Annotated in this window: 12 protein-coding genes and 1 pseudogene; 10 read left to right on the forward strand and 3 right to left on the reverse strand. The window is 77.2% G+C overall.

Annotated elements, in window-relative coordinates; translation table 11 throughout:
- Window positions 1-232: 232 nt before the first annotated feature.
- On the reverse strand, window positions 233-529 hold the full coding sequence (locus AS188_RS08025) for a YciI family protein (RefSeq protein WP_058858417.1): 297 nt from the start codon (window positions 527-529) through the stop codon (window positions 233-235).
- Between the two features lie 128 nt (window positions 530-657).
- Between AS188_RS08025 and AS188_RS08030 the strand changes: the two genes are divergently transcribed.
- The 5 genes from AS188_RS08030 (at window position 658) to AS188_RS08050 (ending at window position 5423) form a co-directional block, all read left to right on the forward strand.
- Window positions 658-1554, forward strand: coding sequence for a biotin--[acetyl-CoA-carboxylase] ligase (locus AS188_RS08030; RefSeq protein WP_058858418.1), 897 nt, complete (start codon window positions 658-660; stop codon window positions 1552-1554).
- On the forward strand, window positions 1551-2201 hold the full coding sequence (locus AS188_RS08035) for a hypothetical protein (RefSeq protein WP_058858419.1): 651 nt from the start codon (window positions 1551-1553) through the stop codon (window positions 2199-2201). Before AS188_RS08030 ends, AS188_RS08035 begins: the two co-directional genes overlap by 4 nt.
- Window positions 2202-2204: 3 nt before the next feature.
- Window positions 2205-3362, forward strand: coding sequence for an adenylate/guanylate cyclase domain-containing protein (locus AS188_RS08040; protein WP_058858420.1), 1158 nt, complete (start codon window positions 2205-2207; stop codon window positions 3360-3362).
- On the forward strand, window positions 3359-4261 hold the full coding sequence (locus AS188_RS08045) for a PP2C family protein-serine/threonine phosphatase (protein ID WP_058858421.1): 903 nt from the start codon (window positions 3359-3361) through the stop codon (window positions 4259-4261). The genes AS188_RS08040 and AS188_RS08045 overlap by 4 nt, the downstream gene beginning before the upstream one ends.
- A gap of 190 nt (window positions 4262-4451) precedes the next feature.
- Window positions 4452-5423: a hypothetical protein gene (locus AS188_RS08050; protein ID WP_058858422.1), complete on the forward strand. Its 972-nt coding sequence runs from the start codon at window positions 4452-4454 to the stop codon at window positions 5421-5423.
- A gap of 433 nt (window positions 5424-5856) precedes the next feature.
- Here AS188_RS08050 and AS188_RS08055 read toward each other — a convergent pair.
- Together AS188_RS08055 and AS188_RS16880 are read right to left on the reverse strand one after the other, a co-directional pair.
- Window positions 5857-7926: pseudogene (locus tag AS188_RS08055) on the reverse strand (acyl-CoA dehydrogenase family protein); the annotation flags it as partial.
- 116 nt (window positions 7927-8042) lie between these two features.
- Window positions 8043-8846: a TetR/AcrR family transcriptional regulator gene (locus AS188_RS16880; protein ID WP_058858424.1), complete on the reverse strand. Its 804-nt coding sequence runs from the start codon at window positions 8844-8846 to the stop codon at window positions 8043-8045.
- 129 nt (window positions 8847-8975) lie between these two features.
- Between AS188_RS16880 and AS188_RS08065 the strand changes: the two genes are divergently transcribed.
- From AS188_RS08065 to ligA, 5 genes are all read left to right on the forward strand, one after another.
- Complete coding sequence (locus AS188_RS08065) at window positions 8976-10352, forward strand: acetyl-CoA C-acetyltransferase (RefSeq protein WP_083529340.1); 1377 nt, start codon at window positions 8976-8978, stop codon at window positions 10350-10352.
- 29 nt (window positions 10353-10381) lie between these two features.
- The gene (locus tag AS188_RS08070; RefSeq protein ID WP_058858425.1) at window positions 10382-11764 is read left to right on the forward strand and encodes a 3-oxoacyl-ACP reductase; all 1383 of its coding nucleotides are present in this window, start codon (window positions 10382-10384) and stop codon (window positions 11762-11764) included.
- Window positions 11761-12723 (forward strand): MaoC/PaaZ C-terminal domain-containing protein, encoded by a 963-nt coding sequence (locus tag AS188_RS08075; RefSeq protein ID WP_058858426.1) that lies wholly within the window; start codon window positions 11761-11763, stop codon window positions 12721-12723. Before AS188_RS08070 ends, AS188_RS08075 begins: the two co-directional genes overlap by 4 nt.
- A complete protein-coding gene (locus tag AS188_RS08080) occupies window positions 12720-13487 on the forward strand; it encodes a YqjF family protein (RefSeq protein WP_058858427.1) in 768 nt (255 codons plus the stop codon). The genes AS188_RS08075 and AS188_RS08080 overlap by 4 nt, the downstream gene beginning before the upstream one ends.
- A gap of 147 nt (window positions 13488-13634) precedes the next feature.
- Entirely contained in the window at window positions 13635-15932 is a 2298-nt protein-coding gene (gene ligA / locus AS188_RS08085) for an NAD-dependent DNA ligase LigA (protein WP_058858428.1), read from the forward strand.
- Window positions 15933-15934: the final 2 nt, after the last annotated feature.

Consider the following 15934-nt stretch of genomic DNA (forward strand, 5'->3'; position numbering starts at 1 on the left):
ACCTCGTGGTCTGCTGCGCGGCCGGCCCGGTCGGGGCAGGTCGGGGACCCGACCACTCTATGCCTCGCCCCGGGCGGGCCCGGTTGTAGGAGTCCTACAATTTCCGCCGCCCCGGCTTCGGCCCCGCCCGGCCCGCCCCGGGGCCCGCCCCGGTCCCGGCGCGGAGCCGGCGCGGAGCCGGCCGCGGAGCCGGCCGCGGGGCGGGCCGGACGGGGCCGGGAGCGCAGGCGGCTCAGCCCACGCGGCCCAGCACGACGTTCCACGGGCGCACGGTGCGCTCGGTGACCACGCCGTGGCGCACCAGGGGGTCCTCGTCGGTGAGCCGCGCCACCTCGGCGGGCTCCGCGGCGAAGACCAGCAGCGCACCGGCGGGCCCGTCGTCGTCGTAGGGACCGGAGGCCAGCAGCAGGCCCTGCTCCACGAGCCCGCGCAGGTACTCGCGGTGCTCGGGCCGGCGGGCGGCGAGGACGTCGGCGGGGCCGCCGTAGACGTAGGTGACGGCGACGACGGGGGGCTGCTCGGGGCTCACGGTGGCTCCTCGGGCTCGGGCCGGTGCCGGGTGCCCGTCCGGGCGCCTCCCGGTCAGCGCGGCTACTGTTGTGGACACCACGAAACCCTACGCGGGGCCGCCGTTCCCCGCCCGTCCGGAGGAGCACCGTGTCCGATCCCCGCGCCCCCGGCGCCGACCTGCGGGACCCCGCCGCGCTGGCCGCCCTCGAGGCCGTGGGCCTGCGGCGGGTCGAGGTGCTCGACGAGGTCGGCTCCACCAACGACCACCTCGCCGCCGCCGCCCGCCCGGCCGGCGGGACGGACCCGGCCGCCGCCTGGCCGGACCTCTCGCTCGTGGCCGCGGGCCACCAGAGCGCCGGGCGCGGGCGGCTCGACCGGGTCTGGACCACCGAGCCCGGCACCGCCCTGACCTTCAGCCTCCTGCTGCGCCCGGCCGGAGCCGTCCCGCTGCCGGACTACCCCTGGCTGACGCTGCTCATGGCGGTCTCGGTCGCCGAGGCGCTGGCGGCCGAGGGCGTGGACGCGGCCGTGAAGTGGCCCAACGACGTGCTCGTGGACGGGCGCAAGATCGCCGGGCTGCTGGCCGTTCTCGTGCCCGGGGACCCGCCGGCGGTGGTGCTCGGCGCCGGCGTCAACGTCGGCCAGGACGCGCTGCCCGTGCCCACCGCGACCTCGCTGCGCCGACTCACCGGCCGCGCGAGCCCCCGCCCCCAGCTGCTCGTGCGCGTGCTCGAGGCCTTCCTGCCGCGCTACCGCCGGTTGTGCGCCGAGCCGGGCGCCGCCGCCCCGGGCGGGGCGCTGCACGCGCAGGTCGCGGGGCGGATGGAGACCCTGGGGCGGGCCGTGCGCGCCGAGCTGCCGGGCGGGCGCCCGCCGCTGGTGGGCACGGCCGAGGGGCTGGGGGCCTCCGGGGCCCTGCTGGTGCGCGACGCGGCGGGGACCGTGCACGAGGTCACCGCGGGGGACGTCGTCCACCTGCGCCCGGCCGCCCCGGCCGCGGCGGCCCCCGGGGCGTCCGACGGCGGGGCGGGGGACCGGCCGTGAGCGCCCGCCCGCCCCTGGGCGCGGGGGAGCGGGTGCTCGTGGCCACCCGCCCGCACGGGGTGCACCTGCTGCGCCCGTTCCTGGTGCTGCTGCTCGTCGTCTTCGCGCTCTCCCTGGCCCAGCGGGCCCTGGGGCTGGTGTGGCGGCCCACGGACGAGCCGTGGCAGAGCCTGCACGCCGGCGCGGAGCTGCTGCTGCTCGCGGCGGCGGCCTGGGTCGTGCTGCGCCGGGTGCTGCTGCCCCTGCTGCGCTGGTGGCGCACCCGCTACGTGCTCACCACCCGCCACCTCGTGCTGCTGCGGGGCGGGCACGAGCCGGTGCGGCTGCCCCTGGCCGGGCTGCGGCACGTGGCCGTGGACGGCCCGCGCGTCCCGGCGCTCGGGCGCCGGGACGGGCGGGTCGTGGCCGACTTCGGCCCGTGGGGCGGGCTGCGCCTCGAGCACGCCCCGGAGGCCCGGCGCTTCGCCGACCTGCTGCGGCGGGCCGCCGACGAGGAGCTCGCCCGCTCCGCCGGGCCCGGTCCGGGCGCCGCCGGGGGAGCGAGCACTACAGTGGGACCCGACGCGGTCCCCGCGCCGCACCCCCGTCCGTCCGCCCGGCCGCTCCGTCTCTGGGGCGGGCGGGCCGCCCACCAGCAACAGGAGTGACGCGTGGCCAGTGAGGACCCGGAGCACGAGGGCGGGCCGTCGGTCGGCCCCCAGACGCAGCAGCTGAACCTGAACCTGCACAACCCCGTCCAGGCCAACCTCTACCGCTCGGCCGAGGCCAAGGCGGCCGTGCGGGCGCTCGAGCGGACCCTGCTGGGCTCCGAGCGCGCCCTGCGCCGGCGCGAGGCCGCCCGCCGCGGCGGGCTCTCGCTGCTGTCGGCGCGCAAGGTCTGGCGCGCCCTGGGCTTCCCGAACGTCAGCGACGACGACGTCTGGTTCACGGAGCAGGACTCCGAGGCGCTGCGGGTGCTCTCGACCATGGTCCTCGAGGAGAAGATCACCGAGGAGGCCGCGCTGTCCCTGGTGCGCTCGATCGGGCAGATGACCGACCGCATGGTGGTGTGGCAGGTCGAGGCGCTCGTGGAGGACATGGTCATCAACGAAGGGATGACCGACGCCGCCGCCCGCCGCGAGCTGCTGCACCTGCTGCCCGACCTCATCGACGCCGTCGAGCAGCTGCTCGTCTACTCGTGGCGGAGGCAGATGAACGCCGCGGTGCAGCGCCTGGCGATGCGCGTGGAGCGCCCCGACGGGTCCACGGCCACCGGGCCCGTGGCCGACGAGAGCGGCGCGGCGATCCTGCCGCTGGCCCGCGGGGTGGGCTTCGCCGACCTCGTCTCCTACACGGCCCTGTCCCGGCAGATGAACGAGCGGACCCTGGCCCACCTCGTCCAGCGCTTCGAGAACCTGTGCGCCGAGGTGATCTCGGTGGGCGGGGGCCGGCTGATCAAGACCATCGGGGACGAGGTGATGTTCCTCGCCGAGAGCCCCGAGGGGGGCGCCCTGATCTCCCTGGCCCTGGCCCGCGCCATCCGCGAGGACCCCGACCTGCCCCAGGCACGCGTGGCCTTCGTGTGGGGCCGGGTGCTGCCGCGCCTGGGCGACATCTACGGGCCCACGGTCAACCTCGCCTCCCGGCTCGTCTCCCTCACGGAGCCGGGCTCCGTGCTCGTCGACGCCTCGACGGCGGCGGTGCTCGCCGGCGACGACCGCTTCATCCTCCTGCCCCAGCCCACGCGCAACGTGCGGGGCTTCGGGGACGTCCAGCCGGTCCTGCTCTCCCAGGGCTCCGGACCCGGGCTGGAGGTCGACCTCGAGTGAGCGCGCCGCTCGTCATCCGCGCCGGCGCCGCCACCGACCGCGGCCTGCGCCGGGAGACCAACGAGGACGCTCTCGTCGTCACCGCCACCATGTGCGCGGTGGCCGACGGCATGGGCGGGCACGAGGCCGGGGAGATCGCCGCGGCGCTGTGCGTGCGCACGCTCGGGTCCTCGCCGCTGTTCACCCTCGCCGACCCGCTCGGGTTCCCGGTCGAGGAGCCCCCGCCGCCGCTCGACGTCGCCCGCTTCCGCGCGACCGTCGAGCGGGAGCTGCGCCTGGACCCGGACGTGCCCGAGGGCGCGATCGAGGCCGTGCGCCGGGTGCGCTCCGTGCTGTGGCAGGCCGACCAGCACATCCAGCACGCCTGCGCCGGGCGGGCCGGGACCACGGTCACGGGCGTGTGGCTGACCCGGATCGAGGACCGGGACCTGTGGATCGTGTTCAACACCGGCGACTCCCGCACCTACCGGCTGCACCCGCCGGAGGCCGCCGCCGCGGACGGCACCCCCGAGCTCGAGCAGCTCACCGTGGACCACTCCGAGGTCCAGTACCTCGTCTCCATCGGGCAGATCACCGCCGCGCAGGCGCTCGTGCACCCGCGGCGCAACGTCATCACCCGTGCCCTGGGCACCGGGCAGGTCTGGGAGCCCGACGTCCGCGTGCTGCCGGCCCGGCCGGGGGAGCGGCTGCTGCTGTGCTCCGACGGGCTGACCAACGAGCTCAGCCCCGCCCACATGGCCCGGGTCCTCGGGCGCACGGCCCACCCCAAGGAGGCCGCCGACGTCCTGCTCGAGGCCGCCCTGCGCACCGGCGGGCGGGACAACGTCACCGTGATCGTCGCCGACGCCGCCCGGGCCGAGGAGGCGACCGGGCCGCTGCCCGCCCAGCCCCCGGCCTGACGCCCGTCCGGACCGGGACCCGCGCGGACCGGGACCCGCGCGGACCGGGGCCGGGCGCGGGCCGGGCCGCGGCACGGACCGGCCCGTGGGCCGCCCGGCCCACGGGCCCGGCCGGTGTCCCCCCAAGTGGGGAGCGTGCGAAAGCGTCACACGGGCCCGCCGGGCCCCCGCGCTCTTTACCTTCGAGAACATGTTGCTCTCCCGCCGCTCCCTCCTGCGCTCCGGGGCGCTGCTGGCCGCCGCGGGCTCCGTGGGCGGGGCCCTGGCGCCGCTCGGCTCCCGGCCCGGCCCCGCGCGCGAGTTCGTGCTGTGGGGCTCGTCCTCGGCCGCCAGCGCGCTCGCCCGGGACCGCCCGCCGGGGTTCCCCGAGGTGCGCATCGACGTCCTGCTCTCCCGCCTGCTGGAGGTCCCCGGGACCTCGCGGGCCGTCAGCGGCGACGTCTCCTCCCAGACCCTGGCCCTGCGCAGCCGGGAGCACCCGTACAAGGTCCTGCTGGGCCGGGGCGGGCTGCCCGCCCACGGGACGGTGGTGGTCCCCACCGCCGACGGCCGGGCGCCCAGCGCGCTCGTCGCCGAGCCGGGCACGGTCGCCGGGGTCGGGTGCACGATCCGCGGGGTGCGCGGGCGCGAGGGCGTGGTCGCGCTGCACCGGGTCGTCCCCGGGGCGGCGCTCGCACCCGGGACCGGTCCGCAGAGCTGGTGGCGCACCGCCCTGCAGGAGGCCCACCGCGGTCAGGTGCACCTGGTGTGGACCGGGAAGAACAACATCGCCGAGCACTGGCAGGTGCTGGCCGACACCCGGGCGATCTGGGCCGTGGAGCCCGAGCGCACCGTGGTGATGGGCCACTGGCACACGTGGCGGGACCGCCGCGGCACCGCGCGCTGGGAGCATGTGCGGGCGGTCAACGCCGCCTACCGCCACGAGTACGGGCAGCGCTTCTACGACACGATGGCCGATCTGCGGGACCCGCGGCTGTGGGCGCTGCCCGCACTGCGGCCCCACCGGATCGGGTCCTCGGCCGAGGACCGCCGGTGGCTCGCCCAGGGGCTGCCCCCGCGCTCGGTGGTCGCGGCCGACCGAGCCCACCTCAACGCCCTGGGCAACACGGTCCTCGCCCACGGCCTGGCCCGGTTCCTCACGGGCCCCGCCGGGCTGTACTGAGCACCGGCCCCCGGGGCGCCCGCGGTCACGGGCGCCCCGGGGGCCGGCTCCGGTGACGGCCGCCCGAGCACCCTCCGGGGCCGGCTCAGGCCCCGGCCGCCCGCGCCTCCTGCGGGGCGGACCCGGCGGCGTCCCCGGCCCGCGCGGGCTCCCGCTCCTCCGGCCGGTCGTCCTCCGCCCGCGCGGGGGCCTGCTGCGCGGCCGCGTCCTCCGCGGCGGCCCGGCGCCGGGTCTTCTTCAGGCCCCGCAGCTCCAGCCGGCGCGCGCGGCGGCGGTCGTGCCGGCGCTCGCCGCGCCGTCCGCCCGTGCCCGGTCCGCCGGCCGGCTCCGCCGCGGGCTCCCCGGGGCCGGGAGCCGGGGCGCCGGCCCCGGTGCCGCCGGTGCGGGCGTCGTCCTTCGCGGTGTCCTTCCCGGCGTCCCTGCCGGCGCGGCGGCGGCCCTCCGCACCCTCGCGCGGGGGAGCGGTCTCCTTGACCGGGGCGTCGCCGGAGGCCCGCAGCCGGCGGTAGTGGGCGGCGGCCTCCTCCTGCCGCTGCGCCTCGACGCCCGTGGCGATCTCCGCGCGCAGGTGCCCCTGCTCGAGGCCGAAGGCGGCCACGAGGTCGAGCGCGTGCGGGCGCAGGCGGGCCAGCAGCCGGTCGACGTACTCGTCGAGGCTGCGGCCGCGGCGCATCGAGACGCGCCCGTAGGAGAGGTACCAGGCGAGGTTCTTCTCGATCAGCCGCAGCCCGAAGACGTCCCGCAGCCACGTGAGCACGGTGCGGGTGCCTGGGTCCTCGACCCGCCGCAGGGCCCGAGTGAAGGCCTCCCACTGCAGCAGCTCGGCGTGGGCGCGGGCCGCCGCGATGAGCTTGTGCTGGTTCTCGTTGAACAGCGCCGCCGCCTCCGCCCGGGGCAGGCGGGCGGTGGGCCGCAGGTTCTCGGCGACCTCGGCGACCATCGTCTGCACCCGGTCGGCCAGCAGGGCGTGCTGGGCGGACTCCTCGCGCAGGGCGTTGACCGAGCGGCGTACGTCCCCGGTGTCGCGGAAGGCCTGGCCCAGCTTGCGCAGCCCGGAGCGGTGGTAGGTCGCCTCGGTGGCCCGCCCGGCGACGTAGCGGGCCATCACGCCCACGTCCACGTGCTTGAGCTCGTCGGCCCAGTCGGAGAGCAGGCGCTTGGCCACGAGCTGCAGCAGCACGGTGTTGTCCCCCTCGAAGGTCGCGTAGACGTCGAGGTCGTGGCGCAGGGAGGTCAGCCGGTTCTTCGTCATGAACCCGGCCCCGCCGCAGGCCTCCCGGCAGGTCTGCAGCGTGTCCAGGGCGCTCCAGGTGGACAGCGCCTTGAGGGCCGCGGCGAGGGTCTCGAGGTCCTGGCGTTCCTCGTCGGTGTCCCGGCGCCCGGAGAAGACGTCGTCGTACTTGGCCAGCAGCTCCTGGTGGGCGAAGTCCATCGCGTAGGTCTCGGCCAGCAGCGGCAGCAGCCGGCGCTGGTGCTCCTGGTAGTCCAGCAGCACTTCCTCGCGCACGTCGGAGGAGGCGTTGAACTGCCGGCGCTCGCTGCCGTAGCGGATCGCGATGGTCAGCGCCGCCTTGTTGGCGACCACGGCCGCGCCGTCGAGGGAGACCCGCCCCTGGACCAGGGTGCCGATCATGGTGAAGAACCGCCGGCCCGGGCTGGCGATCGGCGAGCTGTAGGTGCCGTCCGGGGCCACGTCGCCGTACTTGTTGAGCAGGTGCGTGCGCGGGACCCGCACCCGGTCGAAGCGCAGCCGGCCGTTGTCCACGCCGTTGAGCCCGCCCTTGCGGCCGTCGTCCTCGCCGGAGACGCCGGGCAGGAACGCGCCGTCGTCGTCGCGGATCGCCACGTAGAAGGCGTGCACGCCGTGGTCGACCCCGCGGGTGAGCAGCCGGGCGAAGACCACGGCGGCGCGCCCGTGCCGGGCGGCGTTGCCGAGGTAGTCCTTGGTCGCGGCGGTGAACGGGGTGTGGATCTCGAACTCCTCCGCGGCCGGGTCGTAGGTCGCGGTCGTGCCGATCGAGGAGACGTCGGAGCCGTGGCCGATCTCGGTCATCGCGAACACCCCGGGCACCCGCAGGTCGCGGATGGCAGGCAGCCAGCGGCGGTGGTGCTCCTCGGTGCCGAGGTTGAGCACGGCGGAGCCGAACAGGCCCCACTGCACCCCGGCCTTGATCTGCAGCGAGGGGTCGCCCAGCAGCAGCTCCTCGAAGCCGGCCACGTTGCCGCCGGGGTCGCCCTGACCGCCGTAGGCCTCGGGCAGGCCCCGGCTCATCGCCCCGTGCTCCACGAGCAGGTGCAGCTGGCCCAGGACCCGCTCCCGGTTCTCCTGGTAGCTCAGGTTCTCCTGCGTGTGCAGCCGCTCGTCGAGCAGCATCGCCCGGGTCTGGCGGCGGACCTCGGCCCAGCGCCCGAGCAGCAGCTCGCCGAGGGCGGCGACGTCCACGGCGGCCGGGGCGGTCGCCTCCTGCGCGGTGCCGGTGGGGCGGTCGACGGTGGTGGTCATGTCCTCGCTCCTTCTGCGAGGCCCCGGTCGCGGCGGTCGCCGGGACGGGGCCGGTGGATCGGCGGGGTCCGGGCGGGAAGGTCCCGCCGGCCCCGGGGAGGGACGGGCTCCGGCGCTCAGCCGCCGGGGCCCCGGTGGTCGGGGTCGGGGGCCGCGGGGGCGCCGGGGTCCCCGGCGGGGCGCAGCCCGTGGACGGCCCAGCCCAGGATCAGCTCGGTCATCCGCTGCCGGGAGGGGCGCTCCGTGCCGGCCGGGGTGGACATCCAGGCCTCCCCGGCGCCGCGGACCATGCCGATGGTCGAGGCGGCCCAGTAGCTGAGCATCGGCTCGGGCAGGCAGTGCTCGGCGGGGGAGTGGCGCACGTGCGCCTCCGCGAGCAGGGCCGCGACCGCGTCCGTGAACTCCTGGATGAGGTAGCGCTGCGCCCCGCCCGCGGCCCCGCCGGTCCCGTCGGGGCGCTCGCCGGCCTCCTCCTGGCGGCCGGTGCGGGTGCGCCGGTCGTGGCGGTGGCGCTCGCCCCGCCCCGTTTCGGGAACGGCCCCGACGACGAAGCGGTACACCGCCGGCGAGCGCTCGATGCTCAGCAGGTACTCGGCGACCATCGCCTCGACCGTGCCCTCGAAGGTGCCGGCGGCCCGGGCGGCGTCCCGGAGGCGGTCGCGCATCCGGGTGACGGTGTACTCGCCCACGGCCCGCTGCAGCCCGGTCTTGTCCCCGAAGTACCGGTAGTACACGGACTTGGACGTGCTGCACGCGGAGGCGATCTCCTCCATGGACGCCTGCGGGCCGAGCTCGTCGACGGCCGCGCGGGCCGTGCGGATCAGCTCGAGCCGGCGCTGCGCGCGGTGCCGGGCCCAGCGGGAGGAGCGGCCGTCCTCGACGGCCGGGGCGGTGGCGCCCTCGTCGGATTGCTGTTTCACGATACCCAGGGTATCAGGTAACATCGGCGACGACGTGACCCGCATCACCTCACTTCGGCCCACGGGCCGGGCCGCAGGACCCCGGCGGGCCGCGAGGCCACCGACCGACGAGACCCCAGGAGCAGCTCCGTGACCGAGACCCCCCGCCCCGCCGAGCAGACCGAGACCACCGCCGAGCACACCGTTCCCGCCGCGGCCGAGCGCACCGGCGTGGCCCGCCGCGCGGTCGTCGTCGGCGGCAACCGCATCCCGTTCGCCCGCGCCCACGGGGCCTACGCCTCCGCGAGCAACCAGGAGATGCTCACCGCCGCCCTCGACGGGCTCGCCGCCCGCTGCGGCCTGGCCGGCGAGCGCATCGGCGAGGTCGCCGCCGGAGCCGTGCTCAAGCACCCCAAGGACTTCAACCTCACCCGCGAGGCCGTGCTCGGCTCCGTCCTGGACCCGCGCACCCCGGCCTTCGACGTCCAGCAGGCCTGCGCCACCGGCATGGAGGCCGTCTCGACGCTCGTGAACAAGATCCGGCTGGGCCAGATCGACTCCGGCATCGCCGGCGGCGTCGACTCCGCCTCGGACGCCCCGATCGTGGTGGGCGAGGGGCTGCGCCAGGTGCTGCTCGAGCTCAACCGGGCCCGCAGCACCGGCCAGAAGCTCAAGGCGCTCTCCCGGCTGCGCCCGGGCGACCTCAAGCCCGCGGCCCCCGGCACCGGCGAGCCCCGCACGGGGCTGTCCATGGGCGAGCACCAGGCCCTGACCACCGCCCGCTGGGAGATCTCCCGGCAGGCCCAGGACGAGCTCGCCGCCGCGAGCCACCGCAATCTGGCCGCCGCGTGGGAGCGCGGCTTCTTCGACGACCTGGCCACCCCGTTCCGCGGGCTCGCCCGCGACAACAACCTGCGCCCCGACAGCACCGTGGACAAGCTCGCCGGGCTCAAGCCGGTCTTCGGCCGCTCCCTGGACGCCGAGGCCACGATGACCGCCGGCAACTCCACCGCCCTGACCGACGGCGCCTCCACCGTGCTGCTGTCCTCGGTCGAGTGGGCCGAGGAGCACCGGCTGCCCGTGCTCGCCGACGTCGTGGACGTCGAGGCCGCCGCCGTCGACTTCGTCCACGGCGACGAGGGCCTGCTGATGGCCGGCGCCTACGCCGTGCCCCGGCTGCTGGCCCGCCAGGGCCTGTCCCTCGAGGACTTCGACCTGGTCGAGATCCACGAGGCCTTCGCCTCGACCGTGCTCTCGACCCTCGCCGCCTGGGAGGACGAGCGCTTCGGGCGCGAGCGCCTGGGCCTCGACGGCGCCTTCGGCACGGTCGACCGCTCCCGGCTCAACGTCGCCGGGTCCTCGCTCGCGGCCGGGCACCCCTTCGCCGCGACCGGCGGGCGCATCGTGGCGACCCTCGCCAAGCTGCTGCGCGAGCGCGCCGAGCGGACCGGCCGGCCCGCCCGCGGGCTGATCTCGGTGTGCGCCGCCGGCGGGCTGGGCGTCACCGCCGTGCTCGAGGCCCGCTGAGACCGCCGACGATCCCGAGGAGAGCCCCTGTGACGGACACCTATCTCGACCTCGTCAGCACCGGCCCCGGCGCCGCCCTCGCCGGCCGGCTCGGGCTGCCCCGCCCCGTGCGGCTGCGCCGCCACGACCCCGCGGCCCCGCTCGTGCCCGGCCCGGTCCTCGTGCTGGGCCGCGGCCCCGACGCGGACCGGATCGCCGAGGCGCTGCTGGACTGGGACCTCGACGTCCGCCGCCGCGCCGAGGGCGCCGGGCGCCTGGGCGCCGTGCTGCTCGTGCTCGCCGACCTCGAGGCCCCCGGCGGGCTGCAGGAGCCGGCCCTCGCCCTCGGCGCGGTGCTGCGCCAGCTGGCCCCCGGCGGGCGCGTGGTCACCGTCTCCCGGCCCGCCCCGGGCGTCGGCGCGGGCGCGGCCTCGGCGACCCCCGCGGCCGCCGAGCCGCTCCCGCCCGCGGTCGCCGCGGCCCGCCAGGCCGTCGTGGGCCTGCTGCGCTCGGTGGCCCAGGAGCTGCGCGGCGGGGCCACCGCCAACGGGGTCCTGCTCGCCGACGGCGTCGGCCCCACGGCTCCCGGCGTGCTCGGAGCGCTGCGCTTCCTGCTCTCCGGGCGCAGCGCGTTCGTCTCCGGGCAGTTCGTGACGGTCGGCGGGACCACCGGGACCCTGCCCGCCGACTGGGAGGCCCCGCTCGCCGGCCGGGTCGCCGCCGTCACCGGCGCCGCCCGGGGCATCGGCGCGCAGATCGCGCGCACGCTCGCCGCCGCCGGCGCCCGCGTCGTCGTCGTCGACGTCCCCGCCGCCGGCGAGCCGCTGGCCGCCCTGGCCAACGAGCTGCACGCGGTGGCCCTCCAGCTCGACGTCACGGACGAGCACGCCGGGCGGCGGGTCCTGGCCGCGGCCCGCGAGCGCTTCGGGCACCTCGACGTGGTGGTGCACAACGCCGGGATCACCCGGGACAAGCTGCTGGCCAACATGGACGAGGCCCGCTGGGCCTCCGTGCTCGCCGTCAACCTCGAGGCGCAGCTGCGGATGAACGAGCAGCTGCTCGCGGGCGAGGGCCTGGGCGAGGCCCCGCGCATCGTCTGCCTCGCCTCCACGAGCGGGATCGCCGGCAACCGGGGGCAGACCAACTACGCCGCCTCCAAGGCCGGGGTGATCGGGATGGTCGCCGCCGCCGCGCCCCTGCTCGCGGCGCGCGGGGGCGCGATCAACGCCGTGGCCCCGGGGTTCGTCGAGACGGAGATGACCGCACGGATCCCCGCGGCCCGCCGCCAGGTCGCGCGCCGGCTGAACGCGCTGCAGCAGGGCGGGCTGCCGGTGGACGTCGCCGAGGCCGTGCTCTACCTCGCCTCCGGCGCCGCCGCCGGGGTCAACGGCCAGACCCTGCGGGTCTGCGGGCAGAACCTGGTGGGCGCGTGACGGGCCCGCAGCCGGGGGAGCGCCGGCAGGTCGTGCTCGAGGAGGCCCCCTCCCTCGGCGGGCTCTACGTCCGTGCCGCGGCCGGCGCCGCCGGCGGGGCCCTCGCCCGCCGGCTCCCGGCCTCCCTGGGCGGGGACCGGCGGGGCGGGGAGCCCGTGCTGCCCGCCGTCGAGCACGTCGTCGAGGGCGTGCGCGTCGACCCGGCCGGGCACGAGGCGTTCTGCCGCACCGTCGGCGCCCCGCGGCGGGAGGGCCCGCGCGGACCGGAGGCGTTCTCGGGGCACCTGCACGCCCTCGCCTTCCCCGTGGCCATGAGCGTGCTCACCCGCCCGGACTTCCCGCTGCCCGTGCTCGGCATGGTCCACCTGGCCAACGAGGTCGAGCACCGCGGCGCCGTCGTCGTCGGGGAGGAGCTCACGGTCACGGCCCGCGCCGAGCGGCTGCGCCCGCACCGGGCCGGGGCGCAGGTCGACGTCGTCGCCCGCCTGGCGCGGGAGGACGGCGGAACCGTGTGGACGGGCCGCTCCACCTACCTCGCGAAGGGGGTGCGCGTGCCGGGCACGGCCGAGGACCGCCCGCGCCGGGAGTTCGTCCCGCCGGCCCCGACCGGCACCTGGAGGCTGGCCGCCGGCACGGGACGGGACTACGCCGCCGTGAGCGGGGACTGGAACCCCATCCACCTCTCCGGGCCCTCCGCGCGGGCCCTGGGGATGCCGGGGGCGATCGCCCACGGCATGTACTGCGCCTCCCGCGCCCTCGCCGGCGTCGCCGTCCCCGCCGGGACGGCCTTCCGGTGGACCGTCGAGTTCGCCGCCCCCGTCCCGCTGCCGGGCACGGTGGCCGTGGCGGTCGCCGACGACGGGCGCGGGCCGGGCTGGCGGCGCTCCGACTACGCCGGCTGGGACCCCCGCCGCCGGCGCCCGCACTTCACCGGGACGGTCGAGCGGCTCGGACCGTGAGCCCCCGCCCGCCCCGGCCGCTGGACCCGCAGGGCCCGCCGCTGCCCACGCGCCGGGTCGCGGAGCAGCAGTGGCGGGACGCGTGCTTCGTGCACTGGCGCACCGACCCCGCGCTGGTGGCCCCGCTGCTGCCGCGCGGGGTCCGGCCCGACGTCCACGACGGCTCCGCCTGGGTGGGCCTGGTCCCGTTCCGCATGGTGGGCGCGGGCCCGCCCGGGCGGGGCGGGGTGCCGTGGCTGGGCAGCTTCCTCGAGCTCAACGTCCGCACCTACTCCGTGGACGGGCAGGGCCGGCGCGGCGTGGTCTTCCGCACCCTCGAGGCCGAGCGCGCCGCCGTCGTGCTGGGGGCCCGGGCCCTGCTGGCGGTGCCCTACCGCTGGGCCCGGATGCGCCTGGACCGGGAGCAGGACGACGCCGGGCGCACCGTCCTCGACCACCGCAGCCGGCGCCGGGCCGGGCGCACCCGCCCGGGCAGCCGGGTGCGCGTGGCCGTGGGGGAGCGCCTCGCGCGGCCCGGGCCCCTCGAGGTGTTCCTCACCGCCCGCTTCGGCCTGCACACCCGGGCGTGGGGCAGGTCCCTGTGGGTGCCCAACACCCACGCGCCGTGGCCGCTGCACCGGGGCGAGCTGCTGGCCCTCGAGGACGACCTCGTCCGCGCCACCGGGTTCGGTGACCTCGCGGACCGGCCCCCGGACAGCGTCCTGTGCTCGCCCGGGGTGCGCACCGCCTTCGGGCTGCCGCTGGGCCTCGACGACCCGCGCTGAGCCCGGGCCGGCGGGGCCCGTGCCGCACCGGGCCCCGGCCTCCCGGCGGAGACCCGCCGTGGTGCGGTGCCCCGGCCCGCGGGACGGGGCACCGCGGTGCCGGGGTGCCGCGCCCCGGGCGTGCGGGCCGTGGGACACAATGGTCCGGTGAGCCCACAGCAGACCAGCACCGCGCAGCCCGTCGACGCCTCCGGCCAGGACCTCAACCCGGCCGAGCCCGACGACGCGCTCAAGGAGGAGTACGCCGAGCTCGTCGACCGGGTCCGCGCCGCCCGCACGGCCTACTACGTCGAGGACGCCCCGCGGATCTCCGACGCCGAGTACGACGCCCTGTACCGCCGGCTCGAGGAGCTCGAGGCCCTGCACCCGCAGATCGTCGCCAACGACTCGCCCACCCAGGAGGTCGGCGGCGAGGTCTCGGCCGCGTTCGCCCCGGTCGAGCACCTGGCCCGCATGTACTCCCTCGAGGACGTCTTCTCCACCGACGAGCTCGTGGCCTGGATGGACAAGACCGCCGCCGCGGTCGCCGAGCTGCCCGGCGCACCGGCCCCCGCGTGGCTGACCGAGCTGAAGATCGACGGCCTCGCCGTGAACCTGCTCTACCGCGGGGGCGAGCTCGTGCGTGCCGCGACCCGCGGGGACGGGACCACCGGCGAGGACGTCACCCACAACGTGCGCACCATCGGCTCGATCCCCACCGTGCTCCAGGGCGAGGGGATCCCCGAGGAGGTCGAGGTCCGCGGCGAGGTCTTCATCTCCGCGAAGGACTTCCGCGCCCTCAACGAGGCCATCGTCGCGGAGGGCCGGGCACCGTTCGCGAACCCGCGCAACGCCGCGGCCGGGTCGCTGCGGCAGAAGGACCCGGAGGTCACGGCCCGGCGCCGGCTGTCGATGTACGTCCACGGCGTGGGCGCCGCCACGGGCTTGGAGGCCGCGACCCAGTCCGAGGTCTACGGCCTGCTCGAGGGCTGGGGCCTGCCCGTGAGCCCCTACACGAAGGTGCTGGCCTCCACCGGGGAGGTGCTCGAGCTCATCGAGGAGTACGGCCGGCGCCGCCACGACCTCATCCACGAGATCGACGGCATCGTGGTGAAGATCGACGACCGCCGCACCCAGTTCCGCCTGGGCCACACCTCCCGCGTGCCCCGCTGGTCGGTGGCCTACAAGTACCCGCCGGAGGAGGTCAACACGACGCTGCTCGACATCCTCGTCAACGTGGGGCGCACCGGCCGCGTCACCCCCTTCGGGCTCATGGAGCCCGTGCGCGTGGCCGGCTCCACCGTGGAGATGGCCACCCTGCACAACCAGGACGTGGTGCGGGCCAAGGGCGTGCTCATCGGGGACACGGTCGTGCTGCGCAAGGCCGGGGACGTCATCCCCGAGATCGTCGGGCCCGTGGTCGCCCTGCGCGACGGCAGCGAGCGGGAGTTCGTGATGCCCACGCACTGCCCCTCCTGCGGCACCGAGCTGCGCCCCGCCAAGGAGGGGGACGTCGACATCCGCTGCCCCAACGCCCGCAGCTGCCCGGCCCAGCTGCGCGAGCGCGTCTTCCACGCCGCCGGGCGCGGGGCCTTCGACATCGAGGCCCTCGGCTACGAGGCCGCCCTCGCCCTGACCGCCCCGGACGAGCCCGCGACGCCCCCGCTGACCAGCGAGGCCCAGCTGTTCGACCTCACCCCGGAGGACCTGCGCGAGGTGCGGATCCGCCGGGAGAAGCGCCGGAAGGGCGAGCCCACGGGCGAGACCGAGCTCGTGCCCTACTTCTGGACCAAGGGCACCGCCAAGAAGCCCTCCGAGCCGACGGCCACCACCCGCAAGCTCTTCGAGGAGCTCGAGAAGGCCAAGTCCCAGCCCCTGTGGCGCGTGCTCGTGGCCCTGTCCGTCCGGCACGTGGGCCCCACCGCCGCCCGCTCCCTGGCCACCGCCTTCGGGTCGATGCAGGCCATCCGCGACGCCGACGAGCAGACCCTCGCCGGGGTGGACGGGGTGGGCCCGACCATCGCCGCCGCGGTGACCGAGTGGTTCGCCGAGCCCTGGCGCTGCGAGATCGTGGAGCGCTGGGCCGCCGCCGGGGTCCGGATGGAGGACGAGGTCGACGCGTCCCTCCCGCGCACCCTCGAGGGCGTCACGGTCGTGGTGACCGGCTCGCTCGAGCGCTACAGCCGCGACTCCGCCAAGGAGGCCGTGCTGCAGCGCGGTGGGAAGGCCTCGGGATCGGTCTCGCGCCGGACCGACTTCCTGGTGGCCGGGGAGAACGCGGGCACCAAGCTGGACAAGGCCGAGCAGCTCGGCGTGCCCGTCCTCGACGAGGCCGGCTTCGAGCTGCTCCTCGCCCGGGGGCCGGAGGCCTTCGCCGGCGACGGGGACGACGACGACACCCCGCCGCCGCCCGGCGCCGGGCAGGACGCGGCCGCGGAGACGACGGACGACGAGGACGGGAAGTGAGC

Source organism: Kocuria flava, from assembly GCF_001482365.1.
Taxonomy (GTDB): domain Bacteria; phylum Actinomycetota; class Actinomycetes; order Actinomycetales; family Micrococcaceae; genus Kocuria; species Kocuria flava.